This is a genomic window from Janthinobacterium sp. SUN026 (assembly GCF_030397625.1).
Lineage (GTDB): Bacteria > Pseudomonadota > Gammaproteobacteria > Burkholderiales > Burkholderiaceae_D > Janthinobacterium > Janthinobacterium kumbetense.
Genome location: NZ_JAPQNU010000003.1, coordinates 768,905 through 785,590, shown reverse-complemented (window position 1 = coordinate 785,590; position 16,686 = coordinate 768,905). Strand labels below are relative to the sequence as shown.

Here is a 16,686-nt window from a genome sequence, read left to right as displayed (position 1 = left end):
AATAGTCCACAGCTCATGGACTAAGAATATCATTGGAGCAGTTTTGAAAGCAGAAAAACAATCGGGCTGGGTCGAACGCAGTCTGCGCAGCGTGTGGCATCCTTGCACACAGATGCAGCACCACGAGACGGTCCCATTGATCCCCGTCAGCCACGGCCGCGGCGCCTGGCTGTATGATCACGAAGGACGACGCTACCTGGACGCCATCAGCTCCTGGTGGGTGAACCTGTTCGGCCACGCGAATCCGCGCATCAATGCGGAGCTGAAGGACCAGCTGGACCGCCTGGAACACGCGATGCTGGCCGGCTTTACGCATGAACCGGTGATCGAGCTGTCAGAAAAGCTCTCCGCCTTGACGGGCGGCGTGCTTGGCCACAGCTTTTACGCGTCCGACGGGGCCTCGGCCGTGGAAATCGCCCTGAAAATGAGTTTTCACGCCTGGCGCAACAGCGGCAAGAGTGAAAAACAGGAATTCGTCTGCCTGAAAGGCAGCTACCACGGCGAAACCATCGGCGCGCTGGCCGTCACGGACGTCGCCCTGTTCAAGGATGCCTACGGCCCTTTGCTGCGCGCAACGCAGACGGTGATGTCGCCCGACTTTCGCCAGGCGGCCGAAGGCGAATCGGCCCAAGACGTGGCGCGCCGCGCCGCCTTTGAAGTGGAACAGCTGTTCCAGCAGAAATCAGAAAAAATCGCCGCCATCATCATCGAACCGCTGGTGCAGTGCGCCACGGGCATGGCCATGCACGACCCGCTGTACCTGTCGCTGGTGCGCGCCCTGTGCGACCGTTATCAAGTCCATCTGATCCTCGATGAAATCGCCGTCGGCTGCGGCCGCACGGGCACCTTCTTCGCCTGCGAACAGGCCGGCATCTGGCCCGATTTCGTTTGTCTCTCAAAGGGCATCAGCGGCGGCTATCTGCCTTTATCGCTGGTGATGACGCGCGAAGACATCTACCAGGCCTTCTACAGCACCGACGTGCGCCGCGGCTTTTTGCATTCGCACTCGTACACGGGCAACCCGCTGGCTTGCCGCGCCGCGCTAGCGACGCTGTCCATCTTCGAGGAAGACGATGTGCTGGCCACCAACCGCGTGCGCGCCGACAAGATCACGCAAGCGCTGGCGCCGCTGGCGCAGCATAACAAGGTAAAAAACTTCCGCCAGCAGGGCATGATCTGGGCGTTTGACGCCGTCGATGCAGCGCCCGATTTCTCGCGCCGCTTCTTCAGCACGGCGCTGGAACACGAACTGTTGATGCGCCCCATCGGCTCCACCGTCTACCTGATGCCGCCGTACATCCTCGACGACGCGGAGATCGCGGGCCTGGGCCAGCAGACCCTGGCCGTCTTCAATCATGTGATCGGGGCCTGAGATGGAACTGATCGCGCGATTGCAACAGCAGCTGCAAGGGCTGGAAGAGCGCAGCCTGATCCGCCGCCGGCGCACCGTCGACACGCCGTGCGCGCCGCGCCTGACGGTGGACGGCCGCGCCATGCTGGCCTTTTGCAGCAATGACTACCTGGGCCTGGCGTCGCATCTGCGCATCGTCGCCGCGCTGAAAGAGGGCGCCGACCTGTATGGCGCCGGCAGCGGCGCGTCGCACCTGATCAGCGGCCATGGCCGCGCCCACGCGCAGCTGGAAGAGCGCCTGGCGACGTTCGTGGGCGCCAACCTGGAAAACGCCCGCGCACTGTATTTCTGCACCGGCTACATGGCCAATCTGGCCGTGCTGACGGCCCTGTCGGCGGGCGACGCGGACGCGGAGATTTTCTCGGAAGCGCTGAACCACGCCTCGCTGATCGACGGCACGCGCCTGGCGCGCGTGAAAACGCGCGTGTATCCGCACGCCGACCTCGACGCCCTGGCGGCCCTGCTGGCGGCCAGCACGGCGAAAACCAAGATCGTCGTCACCGACAGCGTCTTCAGCATGGATGGCGACCTGGCGCCGCTGCCCGCGCTGCTGGCCCTGTGCGAACAATACGGCGCCTGGCTGGTGGTCGACGACGCGCACGGCTTCGGCGCGCTGGGAGCCAACGGCCGCGGCGCGCTCGAACACTTCGACCTGCATTCGCCCTACCTCGTGTACGTGGGCACCCTGGGCAAGTCGGCCGGCGTGGGCGGCGCCTTTGTGTGCGCGCACGAAGCCGTGATCGACACCCTGATACAAAAGGCGCGCCCCTACATCTTCACCACGGCGGCCGCGCCCGCGCTGGCGCATGCGCTCTTGGCCAGCCTGGACATCATCGCCGGCGAGGAAGGCCGGCAGCGCCGCGCCCACCTGGCGGCGCTGGTGGCGCAATGGAACGACGGCCTGCAGCTGCAACGCTGGCAAGCCTTGCCCTCGGTGACCGCCATCCAGCCCGTCATCATCGGCGAGAACGCGGACATGCTGGACATCGCCGCTACCCTGTATGAACAGGGCCTGTGGGTCGGCGCGATCCGCCCGCCCACCGTGCCGGCGGGGTCGGCGCGCCTGCGCGTAACCCTGTCGGCCGGCCATACGGCGCAGGAAGTGGCGCAATTGATCAACGCAGTCAACACCCTGGAAAGGACTCGCCATGAGCCTTGATGATCCTATCGTGGCGGAAGTGCTGGCGGACCTGGCGCCGGCCGTGCAGCCGGCTCCGGCCATTGCCGGCCTGCCCTCGCGCTTTGCCTGTTTCGTCACCGGTACCGACACGGAAATCGGCAAGACATTGACGTCGTCGGCCCTGCTGCATGCGCTGGTCGCGCGCGGCGTGCGCGCCTGCGGCATGAAGCCTGTCGCCGCCGGCGCCGAGATGCGCGACGGCGAACTGCATAATGAAGACGCCGACAGCCTGATCGCCGCCGGCAACGTCACCATGCTGCGCAGCCTGACGACGCCCTACATGCTGAAGGAACCGGCCGCGCCGCACATCGCCGCCGCGCTCGAAGGCGTCAGCATCGAATCGGTGCCCATCCTGGCCGCCTACCTGGAAATCGCCGCCGCCTCGGACGCCGTGGTGGTCGAAGGCGTGGGCGGTTTCCGCGTGCCGCTGTCGCCCGGCTTTGATTCGGCCGACCTGGCGCAGCAGCTCGACCTGCCCGTGATCCTCGTGGTCGGCATGCGCCTGGGCTGCATCAGCCAGGCCTTGCTGACGGTGGAAGCCGTCGAAGCGCGCGGCTTGACGGTCATCGGCTGGGTCGCCAACACGCTGGAAGTGGAAATGCGCTTCCTCGACGAAAATATCGATGCGCTGATCGAGCGCATCCCGGCGCCGCTGCTGGGCAGGGTGCCGCGCCTGGCGCAGCCGAGCGCGCAAGCGGCGGCGGCGTATCTCGATTTCACCGGCTTGCCCAACTGGCCGGCGCAGCATCCCAACACTTAATGTAGCTAAAAAATAGAAGCGAAGGAATCACCATGTCTTTAGTCCAAGAAGCAGCAAAAACCGTCGAACTGCACCGCCCTGCGGCGCGCATCACCGTGCCGGAAGCGGCCACCTGGCCCGTCGCCGACGTGCTGGCCCTGTTCGACCTGCCATTCAATGACCTGATGTTCAAGGCCCAGCAAACCCACCGCGTCAACTTCCCCGACGGCGACGTGGAACTGGCGACCCTGTTGTCGATCAAGACGGGCGGCTGCGAGGAAGACTGCGGCTATTGCCCGCAGGCGGCCCGCTACGACACGGGCGTGGAAGCGAAAAAAATCCTCGACATCGACACGGTGCTCGACGCGGCGCGCCAGGCAAAAGCCAACGGCGCCACGCGCTTCTGCATGGGTGCCGCCTGGCGCAGCCCGAAAGAGCGCGACATGGAAAAAGTCGAAGAGATGGTGACCAAGGTCAAGGCGCTGGGCCTGGAAACATGCGCTACTTTGGGTATGCTGGAAGAAGGACAAGCGGACCGCCTGAAGAACGCGGGCCTCGACTTCTACAACCATAACCTCGATACGGCGCCCGAGTTCTACGACAACGTCATCTCGACGCGCGAATACCAGGACCGCCTGGACACCCTGGGTCGCGTGCGCGAAGCGGGTTTGAAAGTGTGCTGCGGCGGCATCGTCGGCATGGGTGAAACGCGCTTGCAGCGCGCGGGCCTGATCGCCCAACTGGCCAACCTGAATCCGTATCCGGAATCCGTGCCCGTCAACCACCTGGTGCAGGTGGAAGGCACGCCACTGTACGGCATGGAAGCGCTCGATCCGTTCGAATTCGTGCGCACCATCGCCGTGGCCCGCATCACCATGCCGAAGGCGCGCGTGCGCTTGTCGGCGGGCCGCCGCCAGATGGGCGAAGCCGTGCAAGCCATGTGCTTCCTGGCAGGTGCCAATTCCATCTTCTACGGCGACAAGCTGCTCACCACCGACAACCCGGAAGCGGAAGACGACCGCGTCCTGTTGAACAAGCTGGGCCTGCAAACGCGCGGCGCCATGCTGGACTCGGTACAGAAAGAGAAGTGCGGCTGCTGATGCAGCCATCGGAATGCGCCCCACCAGGGCGCATTCCTTCATCGCGACACCTCAGATAAAAAACTTCCAGCCACGAGCTGCAAAGAGAGAGACCATGTTCACTAAAATCCTGATCGCCAACCGCGGCGAAATCGCTTGCCGTGTCGCCGCTACCGCGCGCCGCATGGGCATCCAGACCGTCGCCGTGTATTCGGAAGCGGACGCCAACGCCAAGCACGTCGCCGTGTGCGACGAAGCCGTCTTGATCGGCCCCGCGCCGGCCAAGGAAAGCTATCTGTGCGGCGACAAGATCATCGCCGTGGCGCTGGCGACAGGGGCGCAGGCGATCCATCCCGGCTACGGCTTCCTGTCCGAAAACGCGGATTTCGCCGACGCCTGCGCCACTGCGGGCCTCGTCTTCATCGGCCCGCCGGCGTCCGCCATGCGCGCCATGGGTTCCAAATCGGCCGCCAAGTCGCTGATGGAAAAGGCGAATGTACCGCTGGTGCCCGGCTACCATGGAGAGGAACAGGATGCGGACTTTTTGCACACGCAAGCAGACAAGATCGGCTACCCCGTCCTGCTGAAGGCTTCGGCCGGCGGCGGCGGCAAGGGCATGCGCGTCATCGACAACAGCGCCGACTTCAAGGCCGCGCTGGCCTCGTGCAAGCGCGAAGCGATCAGCTCTTTCGGCGACGACAAGGTGCTGGCCGAAAAATACCTGTCGCGCCCGCGGCATATCGAAATCCAGGTGTTCGCCGACACGCTCGGCAGCTGCATCTACCTGTTCGAGCGCGATTGCTCGGTGCAGCGCCGCCATCAAAAGGTGCTGGAAGAAGCGCCGGCGCCGGGCATGCCGGCCGAGCGCCGCGCAGCCATGGGCGAAGCGGCCGTCGCCGCCGCCAAGGCCGTCGGCTACGTGGGCGCGGGCACGGTGGAATTCATCGCCAACCAGGATGGTTCGTTCTACTTCATGGAGATGAACACGCGCCTGCAGGTCGAGCATCCGGTGACGGAAATGATCACCGGCACCGACCTGGTGGAATGGCAGTTGCGCGTCGCCTTTGGCGAGCCGCTGCCGAAGAAACAGAGCGAACTGGCGATCCACGGCCACGCCATCGAGGCGCGCATCTACGCGGAAAATCCGGAGAAGGGCTTCCTGCCGTCGATCGGCACCCTGCGCCACATGCAGTCACCATCTGCCGTCACGTTCGAACTGGGTGGCACGGTCGTGCCAGCGTCCGTGCGCATCGATTCGGGCGTGCGCGAAGGCGACGCGATTTCGCCATTCTACGACCCGATGATCGCCAAGCTGATCGTCTGGGGCGCGGACCGCCGCGAAGCGCTGGCGCGCATGGCGCAAGCGCTGTCGGAATACCAGATCGTAGGACTGGCCAGCAATATCGCCTTCCTGAAACGCCTGGTCGAAGGCCGGGCATTTTCCAGCGCCGACCTGGACACAGGTTTGATCGAGCGCAATCAGGAGTCGCTGTTCCCCGCCCTGCAAGCGGCGCCCGACACGGCCCTGGCGCTGGCGTCCGTGGCCCTGCTGCTGGAAGAAAAAGCGGCCGCCGAAGCGCAATCGGCCAACCGCGCCGACCCGTGGGGCAATGCCCTGGGCTGGCGCTTGAACAGCACCCTGGGACGCAGCCTGGCGTTTGCCGACGAATTCGCGCTGGCCGGCGACAGCAAGGCCTATGCCGCGCGCATCGCCTACCAGACGGATGGCTGGCTGTTCAACGGCCAGCCCCTCACCTTGACGGCGCGCAAAGCCAACGAGCTGCACATCAAGCTGGGCGAGCGTGCCGTACATGGCACCGTGCTGCGCGACGGCGAGCAATTCCACGTGTTCAGCAACGGCTTGCACCACACCCTGCACTACAGCGACCCGATGGCGCATGCGGGCGAAACGGAAGCGGAAGGCGGCCGCCTGACGGCGCCGATGCCGGGCAAGGTCGTCGCCGTGCTGGTCAATCAAGGCCAGGACGTCAAGAAGGGCGAACCGCTGGTCATCATGGAAGCGATGAAGATGGAGCACACGATCGCCGCGCCGCACGACGGCCTGGTGGAAGAGGTACTGTACGCGGTCGGCGACCAGGTGGCCGATGGCGCCCCGCTGCTGGCCTTCAAGGCCGCCGCCTGAGGAGCGCTCTTGGAAACCTCGATGCGCATCCTGTTACAGCGCGCGGATGGCAAGGAAGCTGCGTGGATCAGCGACTTCCGCGACTTGCTGCCCGAAGCCGAGATTGTCTTCTGGCGCGAGGGCGAGTCGTTCGCGCCCTGCGACTACGCCGTCGTGTGGCAGCCGCCCGCCGCCATGCTGCCCGTATTGAGCGAAGTCAAAGCCATCTTCAACACGGGCGCGGGCGTCGACGCGCTGCTGAAATTCGGCGACGCGCTGCCGGCCCACGTGCCGCTGGTGCGCCTCGATGACGCGGGCATGGGCGTGCAGATGGCCGAATATGTAAGCCACGCCGTGCTGCGCCACTTCCGCCGTTTCGACGACTACGAGGCGCAGGGCCGCGCCGGCATCTGGCAGCCGCTGCCCGCATTCGACAAGGGGGATTTTCCCGTCGGCGTGCTGGGCATGGGCGTGCTGGGCACCCGCGTGCTGCAAGCGCTGGCGCAGTTCGAATTTCCCCTGCGCGGCTGGAGCCGCAGCCAGAAACACGTCGATGGCGTGCAGTGCTACGCGGGCGAAGAGGGACTCGAAGCCTTTTTACGCGGCACGCGCGTGCTGGTCTGCATGCTGCCGCTGACGCCGGACACGCACAACCTGCTCGACCGCGCGCGCCTGTCGATGCTGCTGCCGGGCGCCTACATCATCAACGTGGCGCGCGGTGCGCATCTCGCCGAACCGGATTTGCTGACCCTGATCCGCTCCGGGCACATCGCCGGCGCGACCTTGGACGTGTTCCGCAACGAGCCGCTGCCGCAGCAGCACCCGTTCTGGCAAGAACCGCGCATCACCATCACGCCGCATATTTCGGCCGCCACCCTGCGCCGCGAAAGCGTGGCGCAGATCGCCGCCAAGATGCGCCGCCTGCACGCCGGCGACTCTGTCGCCGGCATCGTCAACCGTTTGCAAGGATATTGAGATGAACCCTACTACCAGTCTGCCCAAGCAGGTCAAGATCGTCGAAGTGGGTCCGCGCGACGGCCTGCAAAACGAGAAGGAAACCATCAGCGCCGCCGTCAAGATCGAACTGGTCGACCGCCTGACGTTGGCCGGCTTCGCCAATATCGAGGCGGCGTCCTTCGTGTCGCCAAAATGGGTGCCGCAGATGGCCACCAGCGCGGAAGTCATGGAGAAAATCGCGCGCCGCCCCGGCACCATTTATTCGGCGCTGACGCCGAACATGCAGGGTTTCGATGCCGCGCTGGCGGCGAAGGCCGATGAAGTGGTGATCTTCGGCTCCGCCTCCGAAGCGTTCTCGCAAAAGAACATCAACTGCTCCATCGCCGAATCGATCGCCCGCTTCGAAGGCGTGGCGAAAGCGGCCAAGGAACACGGCCTGCGCCTGCGCGGCAGCATCAGCTGCGCCTTCGGCTGCCCCTACCAGGGCGACGTGCCGCTCGACGCCGTGGCCGACGTGGTGAAACGCATGCGCGACCTGGGCTGCGACGAAATCGACATCGCCGACACCATCGGCGTGGCCACGCCGCGCAAGACGCAGGCGGTAATGGAACGCGCGATCCAGGCTTTTCACGTGGGAGGCCTGTCCGGCCACTTCCACGACACCTACGGCCAGGCGCTGGCGAATATCTACGCCAGCCTGGAAACGGGCATCGCGATCTATCACTCGTCCGTCTCCGGCCTGGGCGGCTGCCCGTACGCCAAGGGCGCCACCGGCAACGTGGCCACCGAAGACGTGCTGTACCTGATGCAGGGGCTGGGCATTGCCACCGGCATCGACCTGGACCTGGTCGTCGATGCGGGCCAGTTCATTGCGCAGCAGCTGGGGCGCAAAGGATCGAGCCGCGCCGGCAACGCCATCGCGGCGAAACGCCTGGGCTGATCCTTTGCATGGCCTGACGGCATCACATTGCGGCAAGGGGATGCGTCCCCTTGCCCCTCATATTCTCCCGCGCAGCGGCATCTAGCGGTCTTTGGAAACACCATCGGGCAGCCAGCATATGCTGACAATTCAGCCCAGCAAGTCCATGGCTTCAAATTCTCCCCCCTGCCTGAAATGAAGGGGAATGCGGGAGTGCGCACAGCAAATTCGACCTGGAAAAACACTGTGCAAAATGCCGCGCCTATCGTCGCCACAACGTCCGTTTTTAATTGACCGTCCTACCCCCACCTGCAATAATCCGACAACTTACAAAATAGCAACTATATTCAAACAACTCTATGCCCATCGATCTTTCACAGTTCCAAAATTGCACCACTGCCGCTTGCTCTACCGAAATGGTAACTGCCTTTCATTTAAATCAACCCGTATGGGATAGCGCCGTTGTATTTGACGAACCGGTTCTAGTCGATGGCAAACCAATCAAACTCTGGCGTCAACCTGACTCCATTTTGGTGGTCAGTAATCGGCAAACAAACCAGGCTTTTACACGAGAAACTGACTTCCATACACAGGATGGGGATTTGATTATTCCTGAAGGTTCCAAGATAGCAACCTACCGGAACTACCAATTTGCCAAATTACCGAATGTGCCGGAAATATTTCAGTCCGTTACGAAAGACGGGCAGCCGTTACGCATAGACCAGACCTATCAACGTCACCAAATTGCAGTAACTTACATGGCTGGCGTCCTTGGCAAAAAACCTAAAAAAATTGGCTCGGTACCGGCATCTGCAGAACGCGTCTCGTTGCGCAAACCACAGTTTGTCACCTTTTACGGCGATAGCATTACCGACGGCTCCAATGCCACAGGCACCACCAATGAAGCGCCATTTCAACCGGGCTGGGTCGACCTCGTCGGCGCGATGCTGTCCAACGATGGCGATGGAAAATTCTATTGGCGCAACAAATCTGTCGGCGGTTGGTCGTCGCAAAATGGCATCGACAATGTCGAAGCCAAGATCAATACCAGCGCAAGTGATCTGGTGGTCCTTGCGTATGGAATGAACGATGCGACCGGGAATGTCCCACCAGAAAAATTCGAATTTTTTCTGCGCATGATGATCAAGTCGATCCGTGAAAAAAATCCGAAAACAGAATTCATCCTGGTTTCCAGTTTCCTGGGCAATCCGGATTGGAAACCCATGAACACTTCTCTTCTTTTTGACTATCGGAAAGCCATGATCCGAATCACCAAGAATACAAAGAATGTGGCACTGGCGGATATGACCACGTTGAGCAAAGATATTTTATCAAAAAAGAACTACTACGATATTACCAGCAATGGGGTGAATCATCCGGGTGACTGGATGCATGTGGCATACGCTCAAGTTGTTGCCGATGTAATCCGAGGCAGATAACTGTTACTGAAATAATGAAAAAAAACACTGAACAAGTATCTCCTGCAGAGCTACACCTTACTCATCAAAAATACCGTCCAGATATTGATGGACTACGTGCCATTGCCGTTTTATCGGTGGTGCTGTATCACGCGTTTCCATCACTGATCAGAGGCGGATTCGTCGGCGTCGACATTTTCTTTGTCATATCCGGTTTTTTGATTTCGACAATCATTATTTCAAATTTAGAAAATAACCGATTCAGCTTCAGTGAATTTTACGCACGCCGCGTGAAGCGCATATTTCCTGCCTTATTATTGGTTCTGATCAGCAGTTACGTGGCAGGCTGGCATATTTTATTTGCCGACGAGTACAAGCAACTTGGCAAACATATCGCAGGAGGTGCGGGATTCATCAGCAATTTCTTGTTATGGGATGAAAGCGGCTATTTCGATACCACGGCAGAAATCAAACCGTTGCTGCATCTTTGGTCCCTAGGTATTGAAGAACAATTCTATATCTTCTGGCCATTGATCTTATGGGCAGCCTGGAAAGTTCGCCTGAACTTGCTCACGCTTACCATACTGTTTTTCTCCATTTCATTGGTCTGGAATATCGAGCATATCGCCAGCGATCCAGTCTCCACATTTTATCTTCCAGCCGCCCGCTCCTGGGAGCTGCTCGCCGGCTGCATACTGGCCTATTTAACCCTCCATCCAGGCAAATGGCCGACAAAACTGACGCGTCACTTGCAGCCACTGCTTGGGAAAATCATCTACGCACCAAGCGTCACGCCTCCTGGCACCACCTTACGCGATGCCCAGTCCATTCTTGGCGCCATTCTGTTGCTGGCAGGTTTCTGCTTTACTACGAGCAAAAGTGCCTTTCCTGGCTGGTGGGCACTGCTCCCCACCACCGGCGCAGTGCTGATCATTTCGGCTGGCTCGGCCGCATGGTTCAACCGTACCATTTTGGCAAGCCGTCTGTTCGTCTGGATTGGACTCATCAGCTTTCCACTGTATCTCTGGCATTGGCCATTGCTCACCTTTGCGCGCATTGTCGAAAGTCAGGAACCCGCACCGCACATCCGCATCGCGGCAGTTGCTATCGCAGTCATTCTCGCATGGCTGACATACCGCTTAATTGAGCGCCCTTTGCGCAGTGGCGACAGTGCATTCAAAACACCCGTCCTGCTTGTACTGATGGCGCTCGTCGGCATCGCGGGGTATGTAACCTACCATCGTGACGGCCTGTCATTTCGCCCCAATATCCGCTCTGCCGAACGTATCAACTCCCAGTTCGTCGGGCCAATATGGAAATATACGCAGAATAAAATCTGCCTGGACAAATATCCGTTCAAGGATGCGGACAACTACAGCTACTGGTTCTGCATGGCAAGCAGCGAAGCAGCGCCGACAGTCCTGCTGATCGGGAACAGCTATGCAAACCAGATTTACTCAGGCTTTGTCGACCATCCCGTCCTGAATAAAAATAGCATCCTTTCCATCGGCGATTGTGATCTGGCACGCGGCTCAGAAGGACCAGCGATTCCGGGAAATAAGACGCCATGCATCGGTGACGGTCCGGCTCGCCAACTTGAATTAATCGAAAGAATTGTCAGCAAAAATGATTCCATCGAATATGTCATTATTGACGGTTTGAGCTATACGCCGAATGCGGAATATATTGCCAATCTGGAAAAACTGGTTGCCACGTATGAGTCCTACAACAAGCAAATCATTATCTTCCACCCGCATTTCAGGCTCGATTACGATATCAAGGCGTGTTTTGCACGTCCACTGAAGGCGCCGCAAAAGAATTGCGAAATGCCTGTGGAAGCAGCTGAAAAACTGCGTACGTCTTTTGCGCCGCTGATTGCAGCGATAGCGGCCAAGCATCCCGCCGTCAAATTTTTCGACCAGAACCAGCTTTTCTGCGATGGAAAGAAATGCTCGATGATTAAGGATGGCATGCCGCTTTATCGAGACGAATATCATCACCTGTCGATTTTTGGCAGTGGGGAACTCGGGAAAATATTTGCTGCGTGGGCTGAGCACAATGCGCCGGGAATACTGAAAAAATAAACCGCCTGCTGCGTGGCCTTACCCTCAGAGGCAGGGCCACGCAATTTCCACCAGCAGGGCTAGGGCGCATGCGCCCCTGTTTCAGGTCGATGCGTAGGGACGAAAAAAAACCCAAGAGCCGAAACTCTTGGGTTTTTTTCTACAAATTTGGTCGGAGTACAAGGATTCGAACCTTGGACCCCCTGGTCCCAAACCAGGTGCGCTACCGGGCTGCGCCACACTCCGAAGACCAAGATAATACAGGCCGTATCGACTTCGGTCAAGGGTCAGGTGAAACTCTGTGTAAATTATTTACGCGCGGCACTGGAACCCATGTATTTTTCAAAACGATTGAAGTATGCGACACTGGCTTGGCAAGTTTTCCCGATCAGACATGAAGGTGACGACGGCAATGGAGTTCAGGATAGAAAGAAGCGACGGTGGCCGGCCCATGCCGAACCGCCGCGGCATCGTGCTGGGCATCGCCGTGTCCCTGCTGCTGCATGGCGCCTTGATCACTCTGTGGCGCCATGTGCAGCCGGCCGCGCGGATGGACACGGCCCCGCGCGTGGAATCGATCGCCGTGTGGATACGTCCGCTGGCCGCCAAGCCGCCTCCGCCGCCCGTCGACGTCGTCAAGCCGAAACGCGAACCCAAGCCCATCAGCAAGCCGAAACTCGCCACGGTCCGGGAAACGCCGGCGGCCACCGTGACGCCAGCGGCCAGCCCGCAAGCCATCACGGTCGTGCCGGCAGCACCGGCCACGCCGGCGGCCAGTGCCGATACCTTCAGGCAAGAAACCCCGGAAACACCGAAATTCGACATGGACGCGGCCAGGCGGACGGCGCGCAAGATGGCGGGCGAACGCGATCCGTCCAAGGCGGGCACGGCCGTAGGGCAAATCCCCGACAAGCCGCTGCAAACGGAAACCCAGCTGGCGCGCGACATCGCACAAGGCAAGCGCGGCGATTGCCGCACCGCCTATTCCGGTGCGGGCTTGCTGGCGCCCGTGCTGATGCTGCTCGACAAGAAGGATAGCGGCTGCAAGTGGTGAAGACGTGATTGACTCTACCCATATTGGGTACTATCATACCCAATATGGGTATTTATGCAGACACATTGTTTTCCAAGACACAACAACGCGTGCTGGCCTTGCTCTTTGGCCAGGCGCAACGCTCTTTCTATGCGAATGAAATCATCGCCTTCGCAGCCATGGGGTCGGGCGCCGTGCAGCGCGAGCTGGCCAAGCTGGAGAAGTCGGCCCTGGTCACGGTGAAAAAAGTGGGCAACCAGAAGCATTATCAGGCGAATCACACGGCCCCCATCTTCGACGAACTGCGCAGCATCGTGCTGAAAACCTTTGGCGTCGCCGACGTGCTGCGCGTGGCGCTACAGCCATACTGGCAAGAAATCGACCTGGCCTTCGTGTACGGTTCGATCGCCAAGGGCACGGAACACGCACACAGCGACATCGACTTGATGGTGATCGGCAGCATGGCATCGAACGCCCAGCTACTGGCGGCGCTGCAACCGGCAGAGCAACAATTGGGACGCAGCATCAATCCCACCTTGTACACGCCGGCAGAATGGCGGAAAAGAATAGACGACGGCAAGTCGTTCGTGGTGCGGGTCCTCGACCAGCCCAAGATTTTTGTCAAAGGAGCCAATGATGACTTCATCAAGCTCACTGGCGCTGGCGAACCTGGCACGCATCGGCCAGCTCAAGGCTGAGCCACCGGACGCCCGCGAACGGGCCGGCTTGCTGCGCTCGGCCACCGTGCGCCTGCGCGATGCCGGGCAGTCGATACTGTCGCTGGAAAGCCGCTTCGACCTGGCGTATAACGCCGCGCATGCAGCTGCCTTGTCTGCGCTGCGTCAACATGGTTATCGCAGCGACAATCGCTATCTCGTCTTTCAAAGCCTGGAACACACGCTGGGTTTCACGCCACAGCAATGGCTGCTGTTAAGCCAGGCGCACAAGAAGCGCAACCTGGCCGAATACGAGGGCGAGCTGGATGTCACACAGGGCTTTGTCAACGAGTTGATCGAACATGTGCAACAACTGCTCGCGGCGGCACAGGCGCTCGATGTCCAGCCACCGTCCTGATCGCCTTATTCCTGCCCCTTCAACTGCAGCGCCCGCTCATACAGGGCGTTTTTCTTGCGGCCCGTGATTTGCGCCGTCAAATTCGCCGCCTGCTTGACGCTGCATTCGGCCAATAAAATATTCAGGATGCGTTCCGCTTCCACGTCTTCCGCGTCCTGCGCTTCCGTGGCGCCTTCCAGCAGGACGACAAATTCTCCCTTTTCCCGGTGCGCGTCGGCGCGTATCCACGCCTCCGCCTCGGACAGGGGGCAGCGGTGGATTTCCTCGAACAGTTTCGTCAGTTCGCGCGCGAACACCACCTGGCGCGTCGGCTCGAACGCCGCCGCCAGGGCCGTGGCGCAATCGAGGATGCGGTGCGGCGCCTCATAGAACACCATGGTGGCCGTCACGCCGCGCAAGCTGTGCAGCATGTTTTCACGCTGCTTGGCCTTGGCTGGCAGGAAGCCGACAAAGTAAAACTGGTCATTCAGCAAGCCACTGGCGGAAATGGCCGTGATCGCCGCCGATGGACCGGGCAGAGGCAGCACGCGCAAACCGGCCGCACGCACGGCGTCGACGATGCGCGCGCCCGGGTCGGACACGGCGGGCGTGCCGGCGTCGGAGACGAGGGCGATGCGCTCGCCTGCATGCAAGCGGGCAATCAAAGTTTGCGCCACTTCGCGTTCGTTATGTTGATGCGCCGCAATCAACGGCTTGTTCAAGCCAAAGCGCGTCAGCAGGTGCGCCGTATTGCGCGTATCTTCACAGGCGACGGCATCGGCAAGGCTCAGCAAGTGCAGCGCGCGCAGGCTGATATCGGTCACATTGCCGATCGGCGTGGCCACTATATACAATGTTGCGATAGGATAGACCTGGTGCGCCGCCTCTGTCATGATGGGCAGGCTGGCGATGGAACTGATTTCTTGTACGGTCATTTTGGAGGTTAAATGCTTGCTAATAGTGTGAAGTTACTGCTTGTTTGTGCCGCGACCGGCATGCTGAGCGCTTGCAGCACGCCTTGCGACGCGCCCGGGCAATTGTGCGCGCCTATTGAATCTAACACAAGGGCGCTGCCGCCACCGAAGCCGCTGCCACCGCCCCTGCCACCGAAGCCGCAAGCGCCCGAACCCGTCACTTTCGCCGTGGCCGTGCCCGATATTACCGCGTACGACGGCAACGGCGCGCCGCTGGCGCCCATCAAGAACAAACCGGCCACCGGCACGCCACTTGACATGCCGGCCGCCACGGCGCCGGCGCCGTCCGACGGCAATGTCCACCACATCGGCCTGCTGCTGCCGCTGCGCTCGGCTTCCCTGGGACCGGCCGCCGAATTGCTGCGCGCCGGCTTCATGGCCGCGTACGAGCGCGACCGCAGCGGCTTTGAAGTGACGGTGATCGATACGGGCGACGGCAGCAGCGACGTCCTGAACAAGTTTGCGCAAGCGCAGGAAGAACAGGACATCGTCGTGGGGCCTTTGTCGCGTTCGGCCGTCACGGCCGTGGCGAACAGCGACCTGGTGCGTAAACCAACGATCGCCCTGAACCACCCGGACAACCGCGGCGACGCGCGCCTGCCGGCCAAGCTGCTGGTGATGGGCTTGTCGATCGAGGCGGAAGCGCGCCAGGTCGCCGCCTGGGCCGCCAGCGAACAGCCGGGCGCCAGCGCGCTGGTCCTGTCGGCCGGTTCGCCCTCGCAGCGCCGCATCAGCTCCGCCTTCAAGCAGGAATGGCTGCGCCAGGGCGGCAAGATCGAGACCATGGACTTGACGGCCACGAATGGCTACCTGAGCGATGCCGAGCTGGTGCAGCTGCGCGCGCGCCTGGCCGCCACGCCGCCGGGCTTGCTGTTTGCCGCGCTCGACGCCGACCAGGCGCGCCAGCTGCGCGTGGCCATCGGCAGCGATCTGCCCCTGTATGGCACCTCGTCCTTGAATCCCGGCGCCGGACGCGGCGCCAGCGGCCCGGAACTCGACGGCGCGCGCCTGCTGGACTTGCCATGGCAAGTCCAGCGCGACCATCCGCAAGTGATGGTGTATCCACAGCCCGAGCAACCGGCCGAACGCCGGCTGACGGCCGACATGGAACGCCTGTACGCGCTGGGCATCGATGCCTTCCGCGTGGCGCGCGAAGTGGCGCTGCGGCCGAACGCGCCATTTATCCTCGATGGCGTGACGGGCCGCCTGGCCGTGCGCTTTGACGGTGATCAAAGCGTGTTCGAACGCACGGAACAGGCCGCCACCTACCAGCAGGGCGTGCTGGGTACCTGGCCGCCGGCCCCGGCAGCGCAATAAGGACACGCCATGCCGCCCTTCGCTTTCTGGAACAAACGGGAACGGGGACGGCAAGGAGAAGACGATGCGCTCGCGTATCTGCTGCTGCAAGGCTTGGTGCTGTTGCAACGCAACTATCTGTGCAAGGGCGGGGAACTCGACCTGATCATGCGCGACGGCGCCGCCATTGTTTTCGTCGAAGTGCGGCTGCGCAGCAGTACGGCCTACGGCGGCGCCCTGGCCAGCATCACGCCGGCCAAGCAGCGGCGCATGGTGCTGGCCGCGCAAACCTGGCTGCTGGGACAAAAAACGCTGCCGCCATGCCGCTTCGACGCGCTGGCCATCGATGGCGGGCGCATAAGCTGGCTGAAGAACATCCTCGATATGTAAGCATTTTTAACAGTGCTTGTCCGCCATGCCGCGCGCCTGCACTATAATCGGC

15 protein-coding genes and 1 tRNA gene are annotated in these 16,686 nt (G+C 61.3%); 14 read left to right on the top strand and 2 right to left on the bottom strand.

Annotated elements, in window-relative coordinates:
- The first annotated feature begins 43 nt into the window (after positions 1–43).
- The 9 genes from bioA (at position 44) to OX459_RS18255 (ending at position 11,909) form a co-directional block, all read left to right on the top strand.
- Positions 44–1,372 carry an adenosylmethionine--8-amino-7-oxononanoate transaminase gene (bioA, locus tag OX459_RS18305; RefSeq protein WP_289906082.1) on the top strand — a complete coding sequence of 443 codons (1,329 nt, stop codon included), beginning with the start codon at positions 44–46 and terminating at the stop codon, positions 1,370–1,372.
- A 1-nt stretch (position 1,373) separates the two neighbouring features.
- Positions 1,374–2,570 (top strand): 8-amino-7-oxononanoate synthase, encoded by a 1,197-nt coding sequence (bioF, locus tag OX459_RS18300; protein WP_289906081.1) that lies wholly within the window; start codon positions 1,374–1,376, stop codon positions 2,568–2,570.
- On the top strand, positions 2,560–3,351 hold the full coding sequence (gene bioD / locus OX459_RS18295) for a dethiobiotin synthase (RefSeq protein WP_289906080.1): 792 nt from the start codon (positions 2,560–2,562) through the stop codon (positions 3,349–3,351). Before bioF ends, bioD begins: the two co-directional genes overlap by 11 nt.
- A 32-nt stretch (positions 3,352–3,383) precedes the next feature.
- On the top strand, positions 3,384–4,430 hold the full coding sequence (gene bioB / locus OX459_RS18290; protein ID WP_099666034.1) for a biotin synthase BioB: 1,047 nt from the start codon (positions 3,384–3,386) through the stop codon (positions 4,428–4,430).
- Positions 4,431–4,524: 94 nt separating this feature from the next.
- Complete coding sequence (locus tag OX459_RS28060) at positions 4,525–6,552, top strand: acetyl/propionyl/methylcrotonyl-CoA carboxylase subunit alpha (RefSeq protein WP_354669672.1); 2,028 nt, start codon at positions 4,525–4,527, stop codon at positions 6,550–6,552.
- 21 nt (positions 6,553–6,573) lie between these two features.
- Complete coding sequence (locus OX459_RS18270) at positions 6,574–7,506, top strand: glyoxylate/hydroxypyruvate reductase A (protein WP_289906079.1); 933 nt, start codon at positions 6,574–6,576, stop codon at positions 7,504–7,506.
- A gap of 1 nt (position 7,507) precedes the next feature.
- A complete protein-coding gene (locus OX459_RS18265) occupies positions 7,508–8,428 on the top strand; it encodes a hydroxymethylglutaryl-CoA lyase (RefSeq protein ID WP_289906078.1) in 921 nt (306 codons plus the stop codon).
- A gap of 338 nt (positions 8,429–8,766) precedes the next feature.
- Positions 8,767–9,846, top strand: a complete 1,080-nt coding sequence (locus OX459_RS18260) for an SGNH/GDSL hydrolase family protein (RefSeq protein WP_289906077.1) — start codon at positions 8,767–8,769, stop codon at positions 9,844–9,846.
- A 14-nt stretch (positions 9,847–9,860) separates the two neighbouring features.
- Positions 9,861–11,909, top strand: coding sequence for an acyltransferase family protein (locus tag OX459_RS18255; RefSeq protein WP_289906076.1), 2,049 nt, complete (start codon positions 9,861–9,863; stop codon positions 11,907–11,909).
- Positions 11,910–12,057: 148 nt separating this feature from the next.
- On the opposite strand, the gene OX459_RS18250 is transcribed toward OX459_RS18255, so the two are convergent.
- Positions 12,058–12,134, bottom strand: a tRNA-Pro gene (locus OX459_RS18250).
- A 205-nt stretch (positions 12,135–12,339) separates the two neighbouring features.
- Between OX459_RS18250 and OX459_RS18245 the strand changes: the two genes are divergently transcribed.
- The 3 genes from OX459_RS18245 (at position 12,340) to OX459_RS18235 (ending at position 13,995) form a co-directional block, all read left to right on the top strand.
- Complete coding sequence (locus tag OX459_RS18245; RefSeq protein ID WP_289906075.1) at positions 12,340–12,942, top strand: hypothetical protein; 603 nt, start codon at positions 12,340–12,342, stop codon at positions 12,940–12,942.
- Between the two features lie 65 nt (positions 12,943–13,007).
- The gene (locus tag OX459_RS18240) at positions 13,008–13,619 is read left to right on the top strand and encodes a nucleotidyltransferase domain-containing protein (RefSeq protein ID WP_289906074.1); all 612 of its coding nucleotides are present in this window, start codon (positions 13,008–13,010) and stop codon (positions 13,617–13,619) included.
- Positions 13,558–13,995, top strand: coding sequence for a hypothetical protein (locus OX459_RS18235; protein WP_289906073.1), 438 nt, complete (start codon positions 13,558–13,560; stop codon positions 13,993–13,995). Before OX459_RS18240 ends, OX459_RS18235 begins: the two co-directional genes overlap by 62 nt.
- 5 nt (positions 13,996–14,000) lie before the next feature.
- Here the strand turns inward: OX459_RS18235 and rsmI are convergent, their stop codons facing one another.
- Positions 14,001–14,909 (bottom strand): 16S rRNA (cytidine(1402)-2'-O)-methyltransferase, encoded by a 909-nt coding sequence (gene rsmI / locus OX459_RS18230; protein ID WP_289906072.1) that lies wholly within the window; start codon positions 14,907–14,909, stop codon positions 14,001–14,003.
- Between the two features lie 213 nt (positions 14,910–15,122).
- Between rsmI and OX459_RS18225 the strand changes: the two genes are divergently transcribed.
- Positions 15,123–16,265 (top strand): penicillin-binding protein activator, encoded by a 1,143-nt coding sequence (locus OX459_RS18225; protein ID WP_289906071.1) that lies wholly within the window; start codon positions 15,123–15,125, stop codon positions 16,263–16,265.
- 9 nt (positions 16,266–16,274) lie between these two features.
- On the top strand, positions 16,275–16,634 hold the full coding sequence (locus OX459_RS18220; protein ID WP_289899750.1) for a YraN family protein: 360 nt from the start codon (positions 16,275–16,277) through the stop codon (positions 16,632–16,634).
- Positions 16,635–16,686: the final 52 nt, after the last annotated feature.